Raw genomic sequence first — 17,299 nt, 5'->3', positions numbered from 1 at the left:
GCGGCAATACTGTCTAAACCTGCCGGCTTACCGTTCGCAAAATTCAGGCCGGAACGCTGTGGCAAGAGTGTGGCAGAGGCGGTTAGCTGGCGAGCATTAACGGTGATAACCGAATAATCCTGGGCTTGGATTGTTTGGTTATCAGTGTTAAGCGGAGTCAGCTGCCATCTGCCACACGTTTCGACAATGTAAAATGGGCGGACCAAATCCCACGGCTGAGCCTAAATTTGGCTCACTCACGCCTACATAGACTGTGGTCAATTATCGCGAACGAACGCCGTCAATCCAGCGATGCGCATACCAATGTCATGGTGAAAAAACAATCGTAACCGGAGGAGGTCAGAGATGGAGGCAGCTGTGTCGACGGCGTTAACTGAGCGATTTTCTCAGTTTGCAGCGTGGGACGCGTTTGGGGACTGACGGTACTTGTCAGTCTCCAAACCGAGCCGGAGGACCGCCCCTCAGGCCGCAGGCGGTCCCCATAGCAGCCGGAATCTCTGGCAGCCACAGGTGGTCGGCTTCAGCTAATTGGAAATCTACATAAAGTTCATCGGTTCCGAATCAATGGTTACTGCCAGTCCGTGGCGTGCGGGAATTTGTGCCGCCTGCCGAATCTGTTCCAGAACTGGCTTCAATTGCGGCTCCCGCTTGTATTTAATCACAACTTGATAATAATACTTCCGCTTGACCCGCGCAATCGCCTTGGGCGTAGGCCCGAGAATAATTGCATCCGGACTCAGACCTTTTTTCAGGGCGCCAACAATCTGATACATGGCTTTGGCCGCAGTCGCCTCGTCCTCGTGACTAGCAGTCAATTGGACGGCAAAATAGTACGGCGGGTAATTGCCCTGATGGCGCATATGCATTTCGGTGACGAAGAAGCGCTCGTAATCTTGTTGCTGAGCCAGTTCGATGGCATAATGATCCGGGTTGAACGTCTGGATAAAGACTTCCCCCGGCTTTTCTGCCCGTCCAGCACGACCGCTGACCTGCGTCAACAGCTGAAAGGTCCGTTCACTGGCCCGAAAATCAGGCAGTCCCAGGGCAGTATCAGCGTTCAAAACGCCAACTAGCGTCACGTTAGGAAAGTCCAACCCCTTGGCAATCATCTGCGTACCCAGGAGAATGTCGGCTTGGTGCTGGCCGAACTGCCGTAAGATTTTTTCATGCGCACCCTTCCGCCGAGTCGAATCAACATCCATCCGTAAAATACGAGCCGTTGGAAATTCCTTTTGCAGCGCCGTTTCAACCTTTTGAGTCCCCGTACCGTAGTAGCGGATTTTCCGGCTATGACAGTTGGGGCAAACATGCGGAATGGCTTCCTCATGCCCGCAGTAGTGGCACTTCATGGTGTGGGTATCCATGTGGAGTGTCAGTGAAATATCACAGTTGGGACACTTTAAAACGAACCCACAGTCACGACACATCACGAAGGACGAGTATCCCCGCCGGTTCAGCATCAAGACCATCTGTTCCTGCCGGTCGAGACGTGCTTGGATGGCCGTCAGTAAGGGCTCCGAGAAGTCGCCATCCGCTCGCTGTTTGACCTCTTCTCGCATATCAACAATGTGGACAGTTGGTAGCGGATGGTCGTTCACCCGCTTAGTCAGAACTAAGCGGGTATACACCCCTTTGGCCGCCCGGGCACGCGTCTCCAGCGATGGCGTTGCACTACCCAAAACAACGGGACAATCGTTGTACTGTCCCCGCCAAATAGCCACGTCGCGCGCATGGTAACGAGGATTTTCATCCTGCTTATAACTACTTTCATGTTCCTCATCCATAATGATGATGCCCAAGTTCTTAACGGGCGCAAAGACGGCCGAACGGGCACCGACGACCACGGTGGCTTCACCGCGATCGATTCGACGCCACTCATCGTACTGCTCGCCCTTAGACAGGCCACTGTGCAGAACAGCCACCCGTTGGCCAAACCGGCCTTTAACGCGGTTAACCATCTGAGGCGTCAGTGCAATTTCAGGGACCAGCATCAAAGCCGTGCGCCCCTGTTGCAGCGCAATGGCAATGCTTTGCAGGTAGACCTCCGTCTTCCCACTCCCCGTCACGCCTTCGACTAAAAAATTCTCAGTCTTCTGCGCGTCGACGGCCTGGGTAATGGCGGTTACGGCCGTTTGCTGCTCCGGATTTAACTGGAGCGGTTGCGTTGGCTTGACCGGTTGATGGAACGGATCGCGATAGACTTCGAGAGACTGTTTCGTGAGCCATCCCTTCTCGGCTGCGGTCGAGATCACCGCCGTACTGACATCCGCGGCATGGCTGACCTGACTCTGGGCAACCAGTTTATCGGGCGTCATCGTCTGCAGGTAAGCTAATAAGTCGGCCTGCTTCGGCGCACGCTGGGCAACTTCCACCTGAATTTCTTGCAACTTAGCAACGGGCAACGCGGGTTTGATCCCGGTTGTCGTCTTGGCAGCGGCCTTGCTGGTGACTTGATACGTAACCTCAACCTTACCAGCGCGTTGCAGGCGCAGGAGCCCGGCTAAGGTCGTGTCATCCAGCTTGCTGGCGTCAAAAGCACGAGGCGCCCCTTCTGGAAAGTAGATCGCCATTTCCTGATCCGTTAGTGCTTCCGTTGGCTGAATTTGCCGTTCAGTCTGGGCCTTGAGCAGGTTTGGTAGCATGGTTTGAATGCACGTGATGCGAAACGCATAGGTCGTGTCGGCCAACCATGCCGCCAACTGTTGGAGTTCATCGTTTAAAACGGGGGCAAGATCGAGGACGGACTGGATGGGCTTGAGTTTGCCATCATAGGTCGTCACGTCGCTCAGACCAACCACAACCCCCGACACAACGCGGTGACCGCGGCCAAATGGCACTGTGACCCGCATCCCCACCTGAACTTGATTTTCTAACTCGACTGGAATGGCATAGGAATAAGGTTCGTTCGTCTGCATGGTTGGCACATCAACAATAATTTGGCCAATTTGGGCCATGGTTTGTCACCTCACTTTGTGGCTAATAACTGGGCTACCCGGTCAATTAAGGCCTGGGCAATCAACGTTTTACTGGTTTTAGGCGTCTGATCCGTCACGCCATCGGCCATGATGAAGGTGACCTGATTGTCATCCCCGTTAAAGCCAATATCGCTACGAGAGACGTCGTTTGCCGCTAGTAGGTCTAAGGACTTATCGTGGAGCTTCTTGGCGCCATTGACCAGCAAATTTTGCGTCTCAGCGGCAAAGCCGACCGTCACTTGCTTGGGTCGCTTAATTGTGGCAACCTCTTTTAAAATATCCGGTGTCTTTTTAAGTTTCAAAATAAATTCATCATTATCGGTTGTTTTCTTAATTTTTTGATCAGCGACCACTTCTGGTTGAAAATCAGCCACAGCAGCGGCCATAACTAACGCGTCGGCCTGGGGAAAACGACTTAAAACGGCCTGTGCCAGGTCGGTGGTGCTTTCAATTGGCACAACCGTCACGCCAGCAGGACTCGACAATTTGGTAGGCGCCGTAATTAGCGTCACGTCCGCCCCGGCTTGGCGGGCAGCAGTCGCGACCGCATACCCCATTTTACCAGAAGAATCATTTGTGAGAAAACGCACGGGATCTAGGCGTTCACGGGTCCCCCCAGCTGTCACGATTACGTGCTTACCGGCCAGCGTTTGGGGCACGAACAGACCTAGTTGGCCGATTTGCGCAACAATTTCAGCAGGCTCGAGAAAACGTCCCTGGCCGGCGTACCCTTCGGCCAGTTGGCCAGTCGCCGGCGTCAAGACGTGAACGCCATCGCTGACTAGTTGCTGGCGGTTACGCTGAGTTGCTGGGGCTTGCCACATGTGGGTGTTCATTGCGGGGACCACCACTTTTGGTGCAGCGGTGGCCAGCCAGGTCGCACTGGCGGCGTCATCTGCGAGGCCGTTTGCCAGCTGTGCCATCAGGTTGGCAGACGCCGGCGCTGCAATTGCAAGATCAGTCCAGTCGGCTAATTCAATGTGGTCAATTTGCCCATTAGCCCGCCACCAAGTCTCATCCGTTAACACGGGAGCCTTGGTCAGGGCGGCAAACGTCTCAGCGGTCACGAACTGCGCAGCGCCAGCCGTTAAGGCAACGCGAACCTCGGCACCGGCGCGTTGTAAATCACGAGCGAGCAAAGCCGCCTTGTACGCAGCCACACTCCCACTGACCGTTAACGTGATGTGTTTGTCTTCAAACATTGCATTCCCTCCAATCTTGATAAAAAAAGCCAGATTACCCAACGGCAACCTGGTCTTTCCTGAACTGCCAAAGTTAGGCGTCCAGATCCTTTTCGTCCGGATCAATCATTAAAGCACCGGCAGCGATTTCTTCCAGTGCGCGACCAATCGTCTTAGGCGACTTGTAGTCGGTCAGAAGTGGCTTAGCGCCGGCGTCCAGCTCGTGGGCCCGTTTGCTAGCCAACATAATCAAGGAATAACGTGAATCAACTTGTGCTAATAAATCATCAACTGAGGGATAGAGTAACATTTTTTATTCGTCTCCAATCATTTGTTCGTAATCCGGCATCACCCGGGTTACCCGTAAACGTTCACTGCGGATGATCATCTGAATGCGGTCGACGGCGTTATTAACCTCGTCATTGACCACCGCGTAATCATAGTTACGCATCATTCGGATTTCACCCACGGCCTTCTTGATACGTTTGTTAATGACATCCATGGCGTCAGTGCCCCGCCCAATCAGGCGATGCTTCAACTCCATCAAATCAGGTGGCGTCAAGAAGACAAAGACAGCATCAGGACAATTGGCGCGAACCTGCATTGCCCCATTGACTTCGATCTCCAAGAAAACATCCTTACCCTCATCCAGGGTCTCATTAACATATTTTAACGGGGTACCGTAGTAGTTGTCAACATACTTGGCATACTCCAACATTTCTCCGTTACGAATATTTTCTTCAAACTCTTCTTTGGAAACGAAGTAATAGTCGACACCATTCACTTCGCCTTCCCGCGGTTTCCGGGTGGTCATCGAAATTGAGTACGAAAAGTCGGTCGCACCGGTTTCAAATAACGCCTTACGAACCGTTCCCTTACCAACTCCGGAAGGACCTGAGAGCACAATGAGCATTCCACGTTTAGCCATCGTTTAAAAATCCCTTCATCACAAATTTAATTATGGGACCGTAACCTCCAGTCATCAACCAGGGGTTACCGACCCGCTTGTCGCCAGAATTGATTGGCGTGAACTATATTAATCTATAGGATACTATATTACCACTATTCAGGGATAATTACTGCATATCGCCACGATTTCTGTTAAAAAGCTGTTATTTCGTGCTGGTTAAGCTGCCAACGTTTTTTGAAAGCAGGAATGGCCCAATTGTGCTGGACAAACATTGGCCACACCACGTACTGTAAACATGGTGTCACTGAAAAAAGATTGGTGAGAATCAATGCGCGTACAGTAAGGAATTCGTCCTGAAATCTTCGGCGATTGAAAAAGTAGCGAACAAAAAAGCTTGCAATTCCAAACAAACGTTCGTATAATAAAAATACAAACAAACGTTCGAGGTGATCAGCATGCAAAATTCAATCGCAACTCGTGTTACCCTGTCTGATCGGGTAGCCAATCTATCGCAAGAACTCTTCAGTCCCTTACCCGTCATTAACGGCCAGGTCGTCTACGCCCAAATGCCAGCATTTCAAGTAGACTTATTCCTACAGCAGGCATTGACCCGCCATTACTTAGTCCGGCTACAATTCAAGGCAGTTCCCGATGTTGCTCCTGCCACCGTGATTGGCCAGTTGAAAGAAGACTCGGCTGGTCACCTCATCCTAAAACAAAATAAACAACTTACCAGCATTGTGACGCCCGGGCTCTTACGTTCGGTTCAACGCGTGAAGTAAGTAAGCAAACGACCACGATAGATTTTTCTACCGTGGTCGTTTTGAATTAATTTTAGTGTTGCCGTGTCCGACGGTACTGCCAAACGCTGAGACTCCCACCAATTACTAATAAGCCCACAATTGCGGCGAAGAGGGACTTGGCCTCGCTGGTCTTAGGTAAAAGCGTATTGGCTGGGGTATGGTGTTGCTTGGCCGAAGTCTGGTTAGCTGTGATGGTTCCCGCACCACCGCCACGGTTTGAAGATGATGCAGGTGTAATCGGTGTTGAACCCACCTTATCTCCGTGACTGCTCCGCGTTGTACTAGATACGGATGACTTAGACGTCTTCGTCGGCGTCCCAGGATTGGCACCCGAGGTTGAGCTGGAGGAACTGGAACTAGACGAGCTAGAGCTTGATGAACTGGAAGACCCATTATTGCCCCCTGGCGTAGGCGTTGGCGTTACGCTGCTTTCGTCTTCCTGGGAAACGGCCGCATCAGGGCCCTCATTGGGCTCAATTGCCGGCATCTCACTAATCGTAAATGGGATTGGCGTTTGATCAAGTTTATATCCAGCTGGTGGCGTTTGCTCGATGAAGTCGTAGCTGCCCTTTGCGATTGGACTGACAATTAGTTGACCATTCTCATCGGTTTTATAGGTTAAGGTATTCACTGGTTTAGTCAGATCAGTACTCAGAAAAAGTTTATAACTAGCACCTGGCAATAATTTTCCAGTTTTTTCATCTTGCTTGGTCAGCGTAACTTTAAAGGGAACATCACTCTGCGTCACTTGATGTGCAGTACTGGTGTCATCCGTCGCCGTAACTTCAAATTCTGTCGAATAGGCTGCATACCCTGTCGCTAACCGAAACCCAATTGGAGCTTGAATTTCTTGATAACGATAGACGCCGGCCGGTAAACTTGAATTCACAATTTGACCATTAGAATCTGTTGAGAGATTCTGTTGGACATTGCTAAATTCTCCGGATGAATCTTTCTTTTGCAAATTATAAACAGCTCCGGCTAAACCTTGAGTTAGATTATTGGTACCTACCTTGGTTAAAACGGCATTTCCTAAGATATTACTACCATCCAGAGTACCAGTCCCACTTGCACCCCAAGGCTGATCTTTGTGGGAATTGCCCACTACTGTCGGCGTTCCAGTGTCTGAACCTGAACCCGGAACAGACCCCGCACCCCCACTTTCTCCATCTTCAGCAGACAAGCGAATATAGTTGCTTAAATAACCGCCGACTAATTTGTCAGAAATCATTTGCTGATAATCAACCGTCGTCGTGTATGACAAATGCACTTTTCCGGTTACGTTTTTGAATAGAATTTTAAATTCCGAACTACCACTGGGTGCATCCAAGGTGTAATCGCTCACTGGAATTTTGTCGCCAGTTGTTTCATTCGTCGCCGAAAACGATCCCAGAACATAGCTTAAGTACGGTCCCAAGTCGTCAACCACACTGACATCACCCATATTTTTAGCATCCGAGTTAAAAATAGCGTCCCAGATTGCAATTTTGGGGTACAGTGTCCCCTCATGCTTCTCCCAGTCTGAATCATTACTACTGAACCAACCACCCTTACTAATAATTGCACTGCTACCACCGGTTCCGGTACCTGCGTCGCTAACGCTCCCCTTGGCCTGAATAACCAATTTTCCATTTGCAAATGACGTGTCACCCTTCAGCTCATCGGTAAACGTAATCGTGGCGGTGTCTGAATTAGCCGCTTTATATAAGCTACCAATTGGATTCGTTGAATGATCATTATTCCGATACAAATTAAATCCTAATGGCTCAGATGAAATGTTACTGGGTAAGGTAAAACTAATGGTTTTCCCCTGGCTAATGTCAGTTCCCGGTGCCACTTGCCAATCATAGACAATATTATAAGATTGGCCAGATTTAAATTGATAGTTCTGTGGATCATCAGTGTCCACCTTTTCTCCTAAGTCATCTGAACTAGCTTGCGTAACTAGATAAATGGCACTAGGACTATCAAGCCCGGTTATCGCGTCAGCTGGAATAGCGTCGGCAAGGGCAGTTTGCGGCATACCCCAACTGCCCATCAGTAATAAGAATACCCCTAAAATCCACAACCCAATCTTTTTCCACATTAGAAACACCCCATACCTTCAATTACTTTCTTCTGTAAATAAGTATAACGCAAGTGAACGAATAAAGTCGTACAAAATATGTGAAGCGGCTAAATCACTTCTTAAAGTAAATAGTCTTCGAAACGTTGCCAAAAAAATCCAGTGATCACCTACGCATCACTGGATTCCAAAACTCATATCAATTTAATTTTCCCGTGAACGACGCCATTGCCAAACACTCGCGCCAATTCCCAGTAAGACTAAGCCAACCACCATGGCCAGGACGCCACGGCCTTCATTGGTCTGTGGCAAAATCGTATTTTTCTCACTAACCGTTGCCGGCGCGCCTGAACTTACAGTCGCCGTACCACTGGTCGAGGAAGATTGACTTGGTGTCGTCGTGACTGTAGTTCCCTTGCTGATTGTGGAACTAGAGTCACTAGACGTATTCACCCGGTCGCCATCGCTCCCTGAGCTCAGGCTGTCACTACTGCTTGAACTGGAATGACTGCTGGATGAGCTGGAACTGGTACTAACCGAATTCGACGGCTTTCCTGAACTACTAGAACTCGTCGACTGAGAACTACTTGAGTCAGATTGCGAGCTACTGTCTATCGGCGTAGAACTGCTACTGCTAATCGATGGACTCGAACTAGTTATTTCGGAACTTGGTTCACTGCTTGTCTCTGAAGAAGACGAACTAGAGCTAGTTGTTTCAGAGCTGGGTTCACTACTGGGTTCACTACTGGGTTCACTACTTGGTTCTGACGAACTTGAACTGGTCGATTCAGAACTCGGTTCACTGCTTGGCTCTGATGAACTTGAACTGGTTGTTTCTGAACTCGGTTCACTACTTGGTTCTGACGAACTTGTGCTCGATGACGTTAAGCTAGAAGTCGTGGTACTAGAGGAGCTACTCGACTCGGATCCGAAGACATCAGTCTGTCCAACTGAGACGTTCTCAGCCGTTTCAGTGTCGCCAATCGTAAACGTCACCGGCGTTTGATCCAAAATGTACCCATCCGGCGCCTGTTCCTCAATGAATTCATAGTTGCCTGGCGCTAATCCAGTGACCGTAAATGTGCCATCGTCACCGGTTGTGTAAACAGCATCCGAAACGGGCGCACCAGCGGCATGGTCGGTCCCCCAGCCATCCCCATAAGCGAGTTCATACTGCGCATTCGCTAACTTGTCTTTAGACGCAGCATCGGTCTTGGTTAACGTGACTGCGCCCTGCGTATCCGCCTGTGTCACCGTCTGATGACTGGTAGCGTTGCTCGAACTGATGGTAAAGGCAACGGGCTTCTTATTCAGTTGATACCCAGCCGGTGCCTTGGTCTCGATAAACTGATAATCGCCAGCTACCAGGCCATAATCACTAATCGTCCCAGCGGAAGTCGTGGTCAGGTTCTCTTGAATATCTTCGTACATACCGGTATCTGGATCGAGCTTCTGCAAGGTATATTCGGCACCTGCCAAGGTCGTCGTCTTATCGGCCGCCGTCTTGGTCAGCGTCACACTGCCAATGTAGTCACCGCCCATGGTCGCAGTACCACCCCATTGCACGTTTTTGTATGCTTCAGCGGTCGTGGTTGGCGTTCCCGGTGTTGAGCCAGATCCCGAACCCGTGCCAGCACTGCCCGTTTCACCGTCATCCGCGGCCAAATCGACGTTGTTGCTGAGGTAGCCCGTAGTCTGCCCGCTAAAAGCAGTGGTATCCACCTTCGCATAATAATACAACGAAATTTTATGCGTGACATTGGTGAAGGTGATGGTCACTTTAGACCCGCTGACGACAACCGTTGGGGTCACCTTTTCACCAGTTGTTTCATCAGTCGCCACTAGCGAGTCAGCAACGTATGATTGATAGGCACCCAATGTATCAGTGAGGGTTACCGTCCCCATATCCTTGGCATCCGGATTAAACACAATCTGCCAAACGGCTTGTGTCGGAATTCCTGCCGAGTCGTAATCATTGGTTTGAATCCAGCCGTTTTTCGCAACCACGTAGTCATTACCACCGGAAGTCGCCTCACCACTGGTCCCCGTTACGTTAAAAGTCAGCGATCCCTGATGATACGTATTGGCATTGGCCAAGGCGTCGTTAAACGTAATCGTTCCCGTATGGCCGTCACCAGCCGCCAACAAGAAGTCACCGACCTTAGTCGCCGTCTGATCTCCGGTGGTCACCGAAAAGCCGACTCTTCCATGACCAGCCGAGTCCGGCAACGTCACCGTAGCGGTATCTCCGTCACTAATGCTCGTCCCATCCGCCACTGTCCAACTGTAGGTCAATTTATAATTCTGCCCGGAGAGGAGTGGCGCGGTCTTATCGGTCACTTCGGTATAAGTATTATCCCCAGTTTCTTCCTCAATCTTACTAGGGGCACCCAACCCTGACACACTACTATCGATACTGCTGGCTTGCGCCTGACTTTGAAATCCTAGTAGAATCAAAACCATCGCAACCAGACTTAACCCAACTATCCCAATTCGCTTAAACATATCCCACACCTCGTTCAGTTTGTTACTTTACTGACCTAAGTATAGCGCAAAGTGGGAAATATATTAAGTCAAAACTTATCGACAGCTTAAACTAATTTAAATGCAAAACAATACGGTGACCCGCTTACTTTCGGGTCACCGCATTTTAAAGTTACTTTTTCTTTTTCGTGTGTTTTTCTTTAACCTCGTCGGCCAAGCCCAACAATTCACTCGCGTGTTCCAACGCCAGCTTCGTGACCTGCGTCCCGGCAGACATCCGGGCAATTTCACTCACCCGGTCCTGCTCACTCAAACGGGTCAGCTGGGTTTCCGTCCGATCACCCTTGATTTCTTTGGCAATGAAATAATGGTGATCGGCCATCGCGGCCACTTGGGGCAAATGGGTAATACACAGCACTTGTGAGGCCCGGGCAATCCCGCTGATCTTCTCAGCGATTGCTTGCGCCACCCGACCACTGACCCCGGTGTCCACTTCATCAAAAATAATCGAGGTAATCCCTTGCGACTCAGAGAAAATAGTCTTCAAAGCCAGCATGATTCGGGAAAGTTCCCCACCGGACGCAATCTTCGCAAGTGGCCGCATGGCTTCTCCCGGATTCGTGCGGAGATAAAATTCCACGTGATCCAGCCCCGTACTGAGAACGGGCTGGTTCTTCGACCGGGTGAAATGTACAGCGAACACCGTTTTATCCATGTAAAGATCCGCCAGCTCGCCGTGAATAGCGGTTTCCAATTTTTCGGCAGATTGCTTACGAGCTTTACTGAGTTGCTCGCCCAGCTTCAGTAGCGTCGTCCGCTGGGTAGCCACTTGGGTTTCCAAGTCGTCGGCCGTTTCATCCGTTGACTGCATCTGCTTGAGTTCTGCGGCAATCTTGTCAAAATACTTCAAGACTTGTCCCTCAGAATCACCGTATTTGCGCTTCAACTGGTTAATTACGTCGAGTCGCCGTTCAATTTCATCTAAACGACCCTCATCCCATTCAAGTAAGTCCAACTGAGACGAAACGTCGCCCACGGCATCGCTCAACGCATAATACGCGGATTCTAGACTAGCAGCGATTTGTTTAAACGCCGGATCAAAGTCCGCAATCCCTTGCATGGCCTGCATGGCGCCACTAATTTGATCATTAGCGCCAGGTGCCGTGTCCTCACCCGTTAGCGTGATTTGTACCAACTGGAGCGCATCGTTAATGCGTTGGAAATTGTCCAAGCGGTCACGTTCAGCCACCAAGTCGTCTTCTTCACCCGGTTGGAGTTGTGCGGACTCGATTTCCTTGACCTGAAACTTTAACATGTCTAAATGTTGGGCCCACTCTTTTTCATTGGCCCGCTTATTTTCTAAGGTTGCTTGTAATTGGGTGTACTGCTGATAAACAGCCTGATAACGCTGGCGCAACTTGGCAACGGGACTGCCGGCAAATTCATCCAGCATCCCCAAGTGTTTTTCCGGTTGCATCAACTCTTGATGCTCATTTTGACCGTGAATGTCAACGGCCGTTTCCCCAATTCGCTTGAGGGTGTTGGTGTTCACCAACATCCCGTTGACGCGACAGGTATTCCGCCCATTTTGGTGGATTTCGCGTTGTAAAATGACGCTGCCATCATCGTGGTCAATTCCGAGTTCATCCAACACCTGATACGTGGTGCCGCCCGTGGGAAAGACAAAGCTTCCTTGAATGACGGCCTTATCCGTTCCGGTCCGCACGAAATTAGCCGATCCCCGGCCACCAGCTAAGAGACCAACGGCATCAATAATAATTGATTTACCGGCCCCAGTCTCACCGGTTAAGACCGTCATGCCGTTCTTAAAAGCGACGTCTAACTGGTCGATGATAGCAAAATTTTTAATTGACAGCTCTTGTAACACGTTGTGGCCTCCTAAAGAAAAGACCACTGCTGCTCGTCAGCTCTTGCTGGTCGTCAGTCGTGGTCCGTCGTTTCTAATCCGCAATCATGCGGTCAATCGTCTTTTCCAATTGTAAAGCACCCTGATGCGAAACACAAACGGTTAAGACGGCACTGTCGTCACCAACCGTGCCAAAGACAAATTCATAGCGCATCTGATCCAAAAGTGACGCAATCACTGGACCGTTTCCCGGTAGGACCTTCAAAATGGTGAATTGGTCCTGCACAGCGAAGGATATGTAGGCGTTTTGTAACGTCCGTTGCAACTTCTTCTGCGTGTCAATTTTCTTTTGGACAGGCAGACTGTAGCGGTAACCACCGGACTCGGCCGGTAATTTCACCAGTTGCATCTCTTTGATATCCCGTGAAATGGTTGCCTGGGTCACGTGAATCCCATCCTCATCTAATAATCGGACGAAATCTTCTTGCCGTTCAATTTCTCGTGATGTCAGTAATCGCTTGAGTAATTGCTGGCGTTCCTGCTTCTTCATACCTAGCCCCCCTTATGTGATAAAAATGCATAATCTTATCATATACCAGACCTAAGTATTTGGAAAGCAAATTCTCATAAATTTCTCATAATCTATTGTTGTAGGCTCTCATAAGCAGCATTAATCGTTTGTTCAACCGATACAGTATTTGCACAAACTGCATGTTTATCAACAGACTGTAAGTGAACCAGAAATTCAATGTTGCCTTCGCCACCCCGAATGGGTGAAAAATCCAGGCCCAGCACACTGTAACCCGTGGCCACGGCAAAATCAATAATCATTTGCACCACGCGGGTGTGTACGCCGCGGTCACGGACAATACCGTGGTCGCCAACGTCATCTCTATCCGCTTCAAACTGGGGTTTGATTAGGGCAACCACATCCCCTTCGGTCGCTAAAATTCCTTTCAGCGGCGGTAAAATCATCTTTAATGAAATGAAGGACACGTCGATTGATGCAAACGTTGGCTGACCCTTGGTGAAGTCACTTAACTTACTGTACCGAAAGTTGGTGTGCTCCATCACGATTACTCGTGGATCCTGCCGTAGCTTCCAAACCAGTTGGTTACTGCCGACATCCAAGGCATAGCTTAACTGGGCGCCATTTTGGAGCATAACGTCCGTGAAGCCGCCCGTGGAGGAGCCAATGTCGAGGACGACTCGATCAGTAACGTCAATGTCAAAGGACTTCAGCGCTTTGGCCAGTTTAAACCCGCCCCGTGACACGTAAGGTAGCGGATGGCCCTTTAAATGAAGTTCCGTATCTGCCGGAATCAGCGAACCCGGTTTATCCAACCGTTCTTCATTCTTTCCCAGAATTTCACCAGCCATGACGGCTCGCTTAGCATCGTCCAAAGACGTGTACAGCCCCTGTTCAACTAATAAATCAGCAACCCGTTTCTTTTTCACTTAGTTCACCCGTTTCGTATCAAAGTAACTGAAGAATGCGGCCAATAACGCCGTATCCGTTGACGCCGGCACTTGTGCCAGCGCCGCCTGACCACTCTGAATCGTCGCAATCAGCGCCTGATTGGCACCTTCCAAGCCTAATTTGCCAGGATAGGTGTTCTTGGCTTCACCCGCATCTTTTTGCGTTGCCTTTCCCAATTCAGCCGGTGTGCTGACCACATCTAAAATATCATCGTAAATTTGGAAAGCTAAGCCAAAGGCATCCGCAAATGCTAAGTACGGTTGCCAGTCTTCTTCCGGTGCGTGGCCTAAAATCAAGCCGGCCTGCACGGCGTAGTGGAGCAGTGCCCCGGTTTTTTCGCGGTGCAGGACCCGCAGCTTGGCCATTGGCAAATCAACGTGTTCATTTTGCACGTCCTTGGCCTGTCCAGCCACCATCCCACTTGGCCCAGCGGCGATGGCTAGTGCCTGGGTCAATGCCACCTGAGTTGTGGCCGGTAAGTCCGTCGCTGTCAGCCATTGAAAGGCCAGCGTTAACAGGCCGTCACCGGCAAGCGTCGCCATGCCCGCCCCAAACTTCATGTGATTCGTGGGTTCTCCTCGGCGCAGTGCATCGTTATCCATCGCAGGTAAATCATCATGAATCAACGAGTAGGTATGCAGTAGCTCCAAGGCCATGACCGGTCGCCAATCACGGTCGTCATCAAAGGTTGCACCGACTGTTGTCATCGTTGCGACCGTCAAAAGGGGGCGAAGTCGCTTCCCGCCAGCTAATACCGAATAACGCATGGCATCCGCCAAACGCTCATCCCCACTGTCCGTCGCAATTGCCGCGGATAATGGTGCATTTAGCCGCGGAACCCATGTTGTTTCAAATTGTTGAAGCCGTTCATCAATCGGCATCACCGTTGCCCCCTTGTGGCGTTTCAAAGGCTACCTCTTGGTCGGAATCGTTCATCATGGTCGTCAACGTCTTTTCAGCGTCCTGTAGAGTTGATTGCAGACTCTTACTCAATGCAACGCCCTTTTGAAATTGATCCAATGCCTGTTCCAAAGGAATATCGCCCTGTTCCAACTGGGAAACAATCGTTTCTAATGTCGTTAAATTCTCTTCAAAGGTTGGTTGTTTTTCATCACTCATGTTTGTCCTCCGATGCTGGTTTAATGGTTTTGATTTCTGCTTCAGCTGTCCCATCACTTAAATGAATCGTCGCGAGGGCAGGCTTCAAGTCACTCACGCTACGAACGACGTGATCATTTTGGGTCACGTAACTGTAACCGCGTCCCATAATCTTGAGGGGACTCAAATAATCCAGTCCGTTGATTAGCTGGGCAACCTGCTTTTGTTGGGTTTCCAAGTATCGCTTGGCTTCAAGATTTAGCCGTGCCGCCGTTTGACTGACCGTTAGTTGGTCTCTGTGCACCCGTTCCAATGGTGACTGACTCAGCAGCCCCTGTTGGGCCAAGGCAAAACGCTGGCGTCGTTGTTGCACCTGCGTCTGCATGTTGCGAGTCAAGCCTTGTTGGGCCCGGTCCAAACGTTCGACGTAGGTCTCGTACAACCGCTGTGGTTGACGGAACACGTACGCCGTCATCAACTTGTTTAAGCGTTCCTGTTGAAAATTAATCCGATTACTCATGGCGTTATTCAACCGCGTCCGCTGCTGTCCCAGCTTGACCAGTTCATCGCTGAGGACCGGCACGGCCAATTCTGCTGCGGCAGTTGGTGTCGCTGCCCGGACGTCGGCCACCAGATCCGCAATCGTGGTATCCGTTTCGTGACCGACTGATGAAATAATTGGCAGCTCACTGGCCGCAATAGCCCGGGCCACAATTTCTTCGTTGAATGGCCACAGGTCTTCAATTGAGCCCCCGCCCCGACCGATAATCAGGGTATCAAAGGATCCATTGGCGTTCGCCCGTTGAATCTGGCGCACAATGTCAGCAGCCGCCGCATCCCCCTGAACCACCGCTGGGAATAACACGATTTGGGCAATGGGAAAACGGCGCCGCGTGGTCGTAATGATATCGCGAATCACGGCACCACTCGGACTGGTTACCACCGCAATCCGTTTGGGAAAGCGAGGTAATGGCCGCTTAGGCGCCGTAAATAGGCCTTCATCGGCTAATTTTTTCTTTAATTGTTCATAGGCTTGATACAACTGCCCAACGCCATCCGGCTCCATCCGTTCCACGTAGATTTGGTAACTCCCCGTGGGTTCGTAAAGTGAAATCCGGCCGGTGACCAGAACCTTCATCCCCGTCTCCGGGGTAAACTTCAGCTTCTCAAAGGCCGATTTGAACATAATCGCGCTAATTTTTGCGTTATCGTCCTTCAGGCTAAAGTATTGGTGAGCATGTGGCCGTAACCGAAAATTAGAAATTTCACCGGTCAGGTAAACTTTTCCTAGATACGGGTCCACGTCGAATTTTCGTTTTAAATATTGGGTCAACGCTGTGACCGTTAAATAATCAGTTTGTGCCAAGTTCCTCACTCCACTCGCAAAGGTCAACTGTCTGTTGCATTAATGTCGCAATCGTCATGGGACCCACGCCACCAGGCACTGGGGTGATCGCACCGGCACGTTTAACCACGCCGTCAAAATCAACATCCCCGGTCAGCTTACCGTTTTCGTCACGATCCATCCCAACGTCAATCACAATGGCGCCCGGCTTCACGTCGGTCTCCTTGATAAGGTGCGTTACTCCGGTAGCGACGACCAAGACGTCCGCCGTGCAGGTTAGGTCGCTCAAGTCTTTGGTATAGACGTGTGCCGTACTAACGGTCATATCGGCATTCAACAGCATCGCAGCCATTGGCCGACCGACAATCATGCTCCGTCCCACCACAACCGCCTGTTTCCCGCGTAAATGCGTGTGCAGGGACTCTAACATGGTCATGATTCCCCGTGGTGTGCAGGAAACGGGATAGTTACCTGGTAAGTTCGCAAATAAACGTCCCACGTTTAACGGGTGGAACCCATCCACGTCTTTAGCTGGATCAATTTTAGCAACAACCGCCTGTTCATCCAGTCCAGCCGGTAACGGTGATTGCACCAAAATACCATGAATCTTAGGATCTTCGTTATATTCTTGCACAATTTGTAAGAGTTCCGTTTGTGAAATCGTTGCGGGAAGTCGTCGAACCACGGAGTTAATGCCGAGTTGACCGGCCTTTTTATGCTTGTTCCGAACGTAAATGGCACTGGCGGGGTCTTCGCCCACAATAATCACTACCAGGCCAGGAACCACACCGCGTTGGGTAAGCTCTGCCACCCGGTTCTTAGTTTGCGCGTTGAGGTCCTTCGCCAGTTGTTTGCCGTCGATAATGGTCGTCATGAAGTACTTCCTCCCGTAAATTTCAAGTTAACTTCCATTTTAGCATAGTTGACCTGAAAACGGGACTGCATCGCTGTGCAAAATGACCCGTGAGCTACCCGTTAAAAAGATTGACTACTCGTTGCGCAATTGGTCGTCACGCGCTGATGTTTACCTGGTGAAAGTTTCAGCGCGCGTACCCCAGAAATAGCAGCAACGTTGTCTAAACCCATTGGCT

The 17,299-nt window shown here is 50.4% G+C and carries 14 protein-coding genes; 1 reads left to right on the top strand and 13 read right to left on the bottom strand.

All coding sequences use genetic code 11. The features are described from left to right. Positions 1-536 precede the first annotated feature (536 nt). From priA to gmk, 4 genes are all read right to left on the bottom strand, one after another. Positions 537-2,954, bottom strand: a complete 2,418-nt coding sequence (priA, locus tag EKM99_RS08725; protein ID WP_125582886.1) for a primosomal protein N' — start codon at positions 2,952-2,954, stop codon at positions 537-539. 11 nt (positions 2,955-2,965) lie between these two features. After that, entirely contained in the window at positions 2,966-4,177 is a 1,212-nt protein-coding gene (gene coaBC, locus EKM99_RS08720; RefSeq protein WP_125582884.1) for a bifunctional phosphopantothenoylcysteine decarboxylase/phosphopantothenate--cysteine ligase CoaBC, read from the bottom strand. 73 nt (positions 4,178-4,250) lie between these two features. Continuing rightward, positions 4,251-4,466, bottom strand: a complete 216-nt coding sequence (gene rpoZ / locus EKM99_RS08715; RefSeq protein WP_061776946.1) for a DNA-directed RNA polymerase subunit omega — start codon at positions 4,464-4,466, stop codon at positions 4,251-4,253. A gap of 3 nt (positions 4,467-4,469) precedes the next feature. Next, a complete protein-coding gene (gene gmk, locus EKM99_RS08710; protein ID WP_125582882.1) occupies positions 4,470-5,084 on the bottom strand; it encodes a guanylate kinase in 615 nt (204 codons plus the stop codon). 437 nt (positions 5,085-5,521) lie between these two features. Between gmk and EKM99_RS08705 the strand changes: the two genes are divergently transcribed. Then, positions 5,522-5,848 (top strand): hypothetical protein, encoded by a 327-nt coding sequence (locus EKM99_RS08705; protein WP_125582881.1) that lies wholly within the window; start codon positions 5,522-5,524, stop codon positions 5,846-5,848. Positions 5,849-5,900: 52 nt separating this feature from the next. Here EKM99_RS08705 and EKM99_RS15810 read toward each other — a convergent pair whose 3' ends face one another. From EKM99_RS15810 to EKM99_RS08655, 9 genes are all read right to left on the bottom strand, one after another. Next, positions 5,901-7,955: an MSCRAMM family protein gene (locus tag EKM99_RS15810; RefSeq protein ID WP_164511568.1), complete on the bottom strand. Its 2,055-nt coding sequence runs from the start codon at positions 7,953-7,955 to the stop codon at positions 5,901-5,903. 183 nt (positions 7,956-8,138) lie between these two features. Continuing rightward, on the bottom strand, positions 8,139-10,439 hold the full coding sequence (locus EKM99_RS08690) for an MSCRAMM family protein (RefSeq protein ID WP_125582875.1): 2,301 nt from the start codon (positions 10,437-10,439) through the stop codon (positions 8,139-8,141). 151 nt (positions 10,440-10,590) lie between these two features. Further along, on the bottom strand, positions 10,591-12,306 hold the full coding sequence (gene recN, locus EKM99_RS08685; RefSeq protein WP_125582873.1) for a DNA repair protein RecN: 1,716 nt from the start codon (positions 12,304-12,306) through the stop codon (positions 10,591-10,593). Between the two features lie 73 nt (positions 12,307-12,379). Further along, positions 12,380-12,835: an arginine repressor gene (locus EKM99_RS08680; RefSeq protein ID WP_125582871.1), complete on the bottom strand. Its 456-nt coding sequence runs from the start codon at positions 12,833-12,835 to the stop codon at positions 12,380-12,382. A gap of 92 nt (positions 12,836-12,927) precedes the next feature. Continuing rightward, positions 12,928-13,743, bottom strand: a complete 816-nt coding sequence (locus EKM99_RS08675) for a TlyA family RNA methyltransferase (protein WP_125582869.1) — start codon at positions 13,741-13,743, stop codon at positions 12,928-12,930. Beyond that, positions 13,744-14,646: a polyprenyl synthetase family protein gene (locus EKM99_RS08670; protein ID WP_125582867.1), complete on the bottom strand. Its 903-nt coding sequence runs from the start codon at positions 14,644-14,646 to the stop codon at positions 13,744-13,746. It abuts the gene before it with no gap. Then, a complete protein-coding gene (locus EKM99_RS08665; protein WP_125582865.1) occupies positions 14,636-14,884 on the bottom strand; it encodes an exodeoxyribonuclease VII small subunit in 249 nt (82 codons plus the stop codon). The genes EKM99_RS08670 and EKM99_RS08665 overlap by 11 nt, the downstream gene beginning before the upstream one ends. Further along, positions 14,877-16,229: an exodeoxyribonuclease VII large subunit gene (xseA, locus tag EKM99_RS08660; RefSeq protein ID WP_125582863.1), complete on the bottom strand. Its 1,353-nt coding sequence runs from the start codon at positions 16,227-16,229 to the stop codon at positions 14,877-14,879. Before xseA ends, EKM99_RS08665 begins: the two co-directional genes overlap by 8 nt. Further along, positions 16,216-17,082, bottom strand: a complete 867-nt coding sequence (locus tag EKM99_RS08655) for a bifunctional 5,10-methylenetetrahydrofolate dehydrogenase/5,10-methenyltetrahydrofolate cyclohydrolase (RefSeq protein ID WP_125582861.1) — start codon at positions 17,080-17,082, stop codon at positions 16,216-16,218. Before EKM99_RS08655 ends, xseA begins: the two co-directional genes overlap by 14 nt. Positions 17,083-17,299: the final 217 nt, after the last annotated feature.

The organism is Levilactobacillus cerevisiae, assembly GCF_003946245.1.
GTDB classification, from domain to species: domain Bacteria; phylum Bacillota; class Bacilli; order Lactobacillales; family Lactobacillaceae; genus Levilactobacillus; species Levilactobacillus cerevisiae.
This window is presented reverse-complemented; position numbering and strand designations above follow the sequence as displayed.

What these genes read in the sequence shown, in the direction of transcription:
- priA (WP_125582886.1), bottom strand. Translation starts at nt 2,954, where the DNA reads ATGGCCCAAATTGGCCAAATTATTGTTGATGTGCCAACCATGCAGACG.
- coaBC (WP_125582884.1), bottom strand. Translation starts at nt 4,177, where the DNA reads ATGTTTGAAGACAAACACATCACGTTAACGGTCAGTGGGAGTGTGGCT.
- rpoZ (WP_061776946.1), bottom strand. Translation starts at nt 4,466, where the DNA reads ATGTTACTCTATCCCTCAGTTGATGATTTATTAGCACAAGTTGATTCA.
- gmk (WP_125582882.1), bottom strand. Translation starts at nt 5,084, where the DNA reads ATGGCTAAACGTGGAATGCTCATTGTGCTCTCAGGTCCTTCCGGAGTT.
- EKM99_RS08705 (WP_125582881.1), top strand. Translation starts at nt 5,522, where the DNA reads ATGCAAAATTCAATCGCAACTCGTGTTACCCTGTCTGATCGGGTAGCC.
- EKM99_RS15810 (WP_164511568.1), bottom strand. Translation starts at nt 7,955, where the DNA reads ATGTGGAAAAAGATTGGGTTGTGGATTTTAGGGGTATTCTTATTACTG.
- EKM99_RS08690 (WP_125582875.1), bottom strand. Translation starts at nt 10,439, where the DNA reads ATGTTTAAGCGAATTGGGATAGTTGGGTTAAGTCTGGTTGCGATGGTT.
- EKM99_RS08680 (WP_125582871.1), bottom strand. Translation starts at nt 12,835, where the DNA reads ATGAAGAAGCAGGAACGCCAGCAATTACTCAAGCGATTACTGACATCA.
- EKM99_RS08670 (WP_125582867.1), bottom strand. Translation starts at nt 14,646, where the DNA reads ATGCCGATTGATGAACGGCTTCAACAATTTGAAACAACATGGGTTCCG.
- EKM99_RS08665 (WP_125582865.1), bottom strand. Translation starts at nt 14,884, where the DNA reads ATGAGTGATGAAAAACAACCAACCTTTGAAGAGAATTTAACGACATTA.
- EKM99_RS08655 (WP_125582861.1), bottom strand. Translation starts at nt 17,082, where the DNA reads ATGACGACCATTATCGACGGCAAACAACTGGCGAAGGACCTCAACGCG.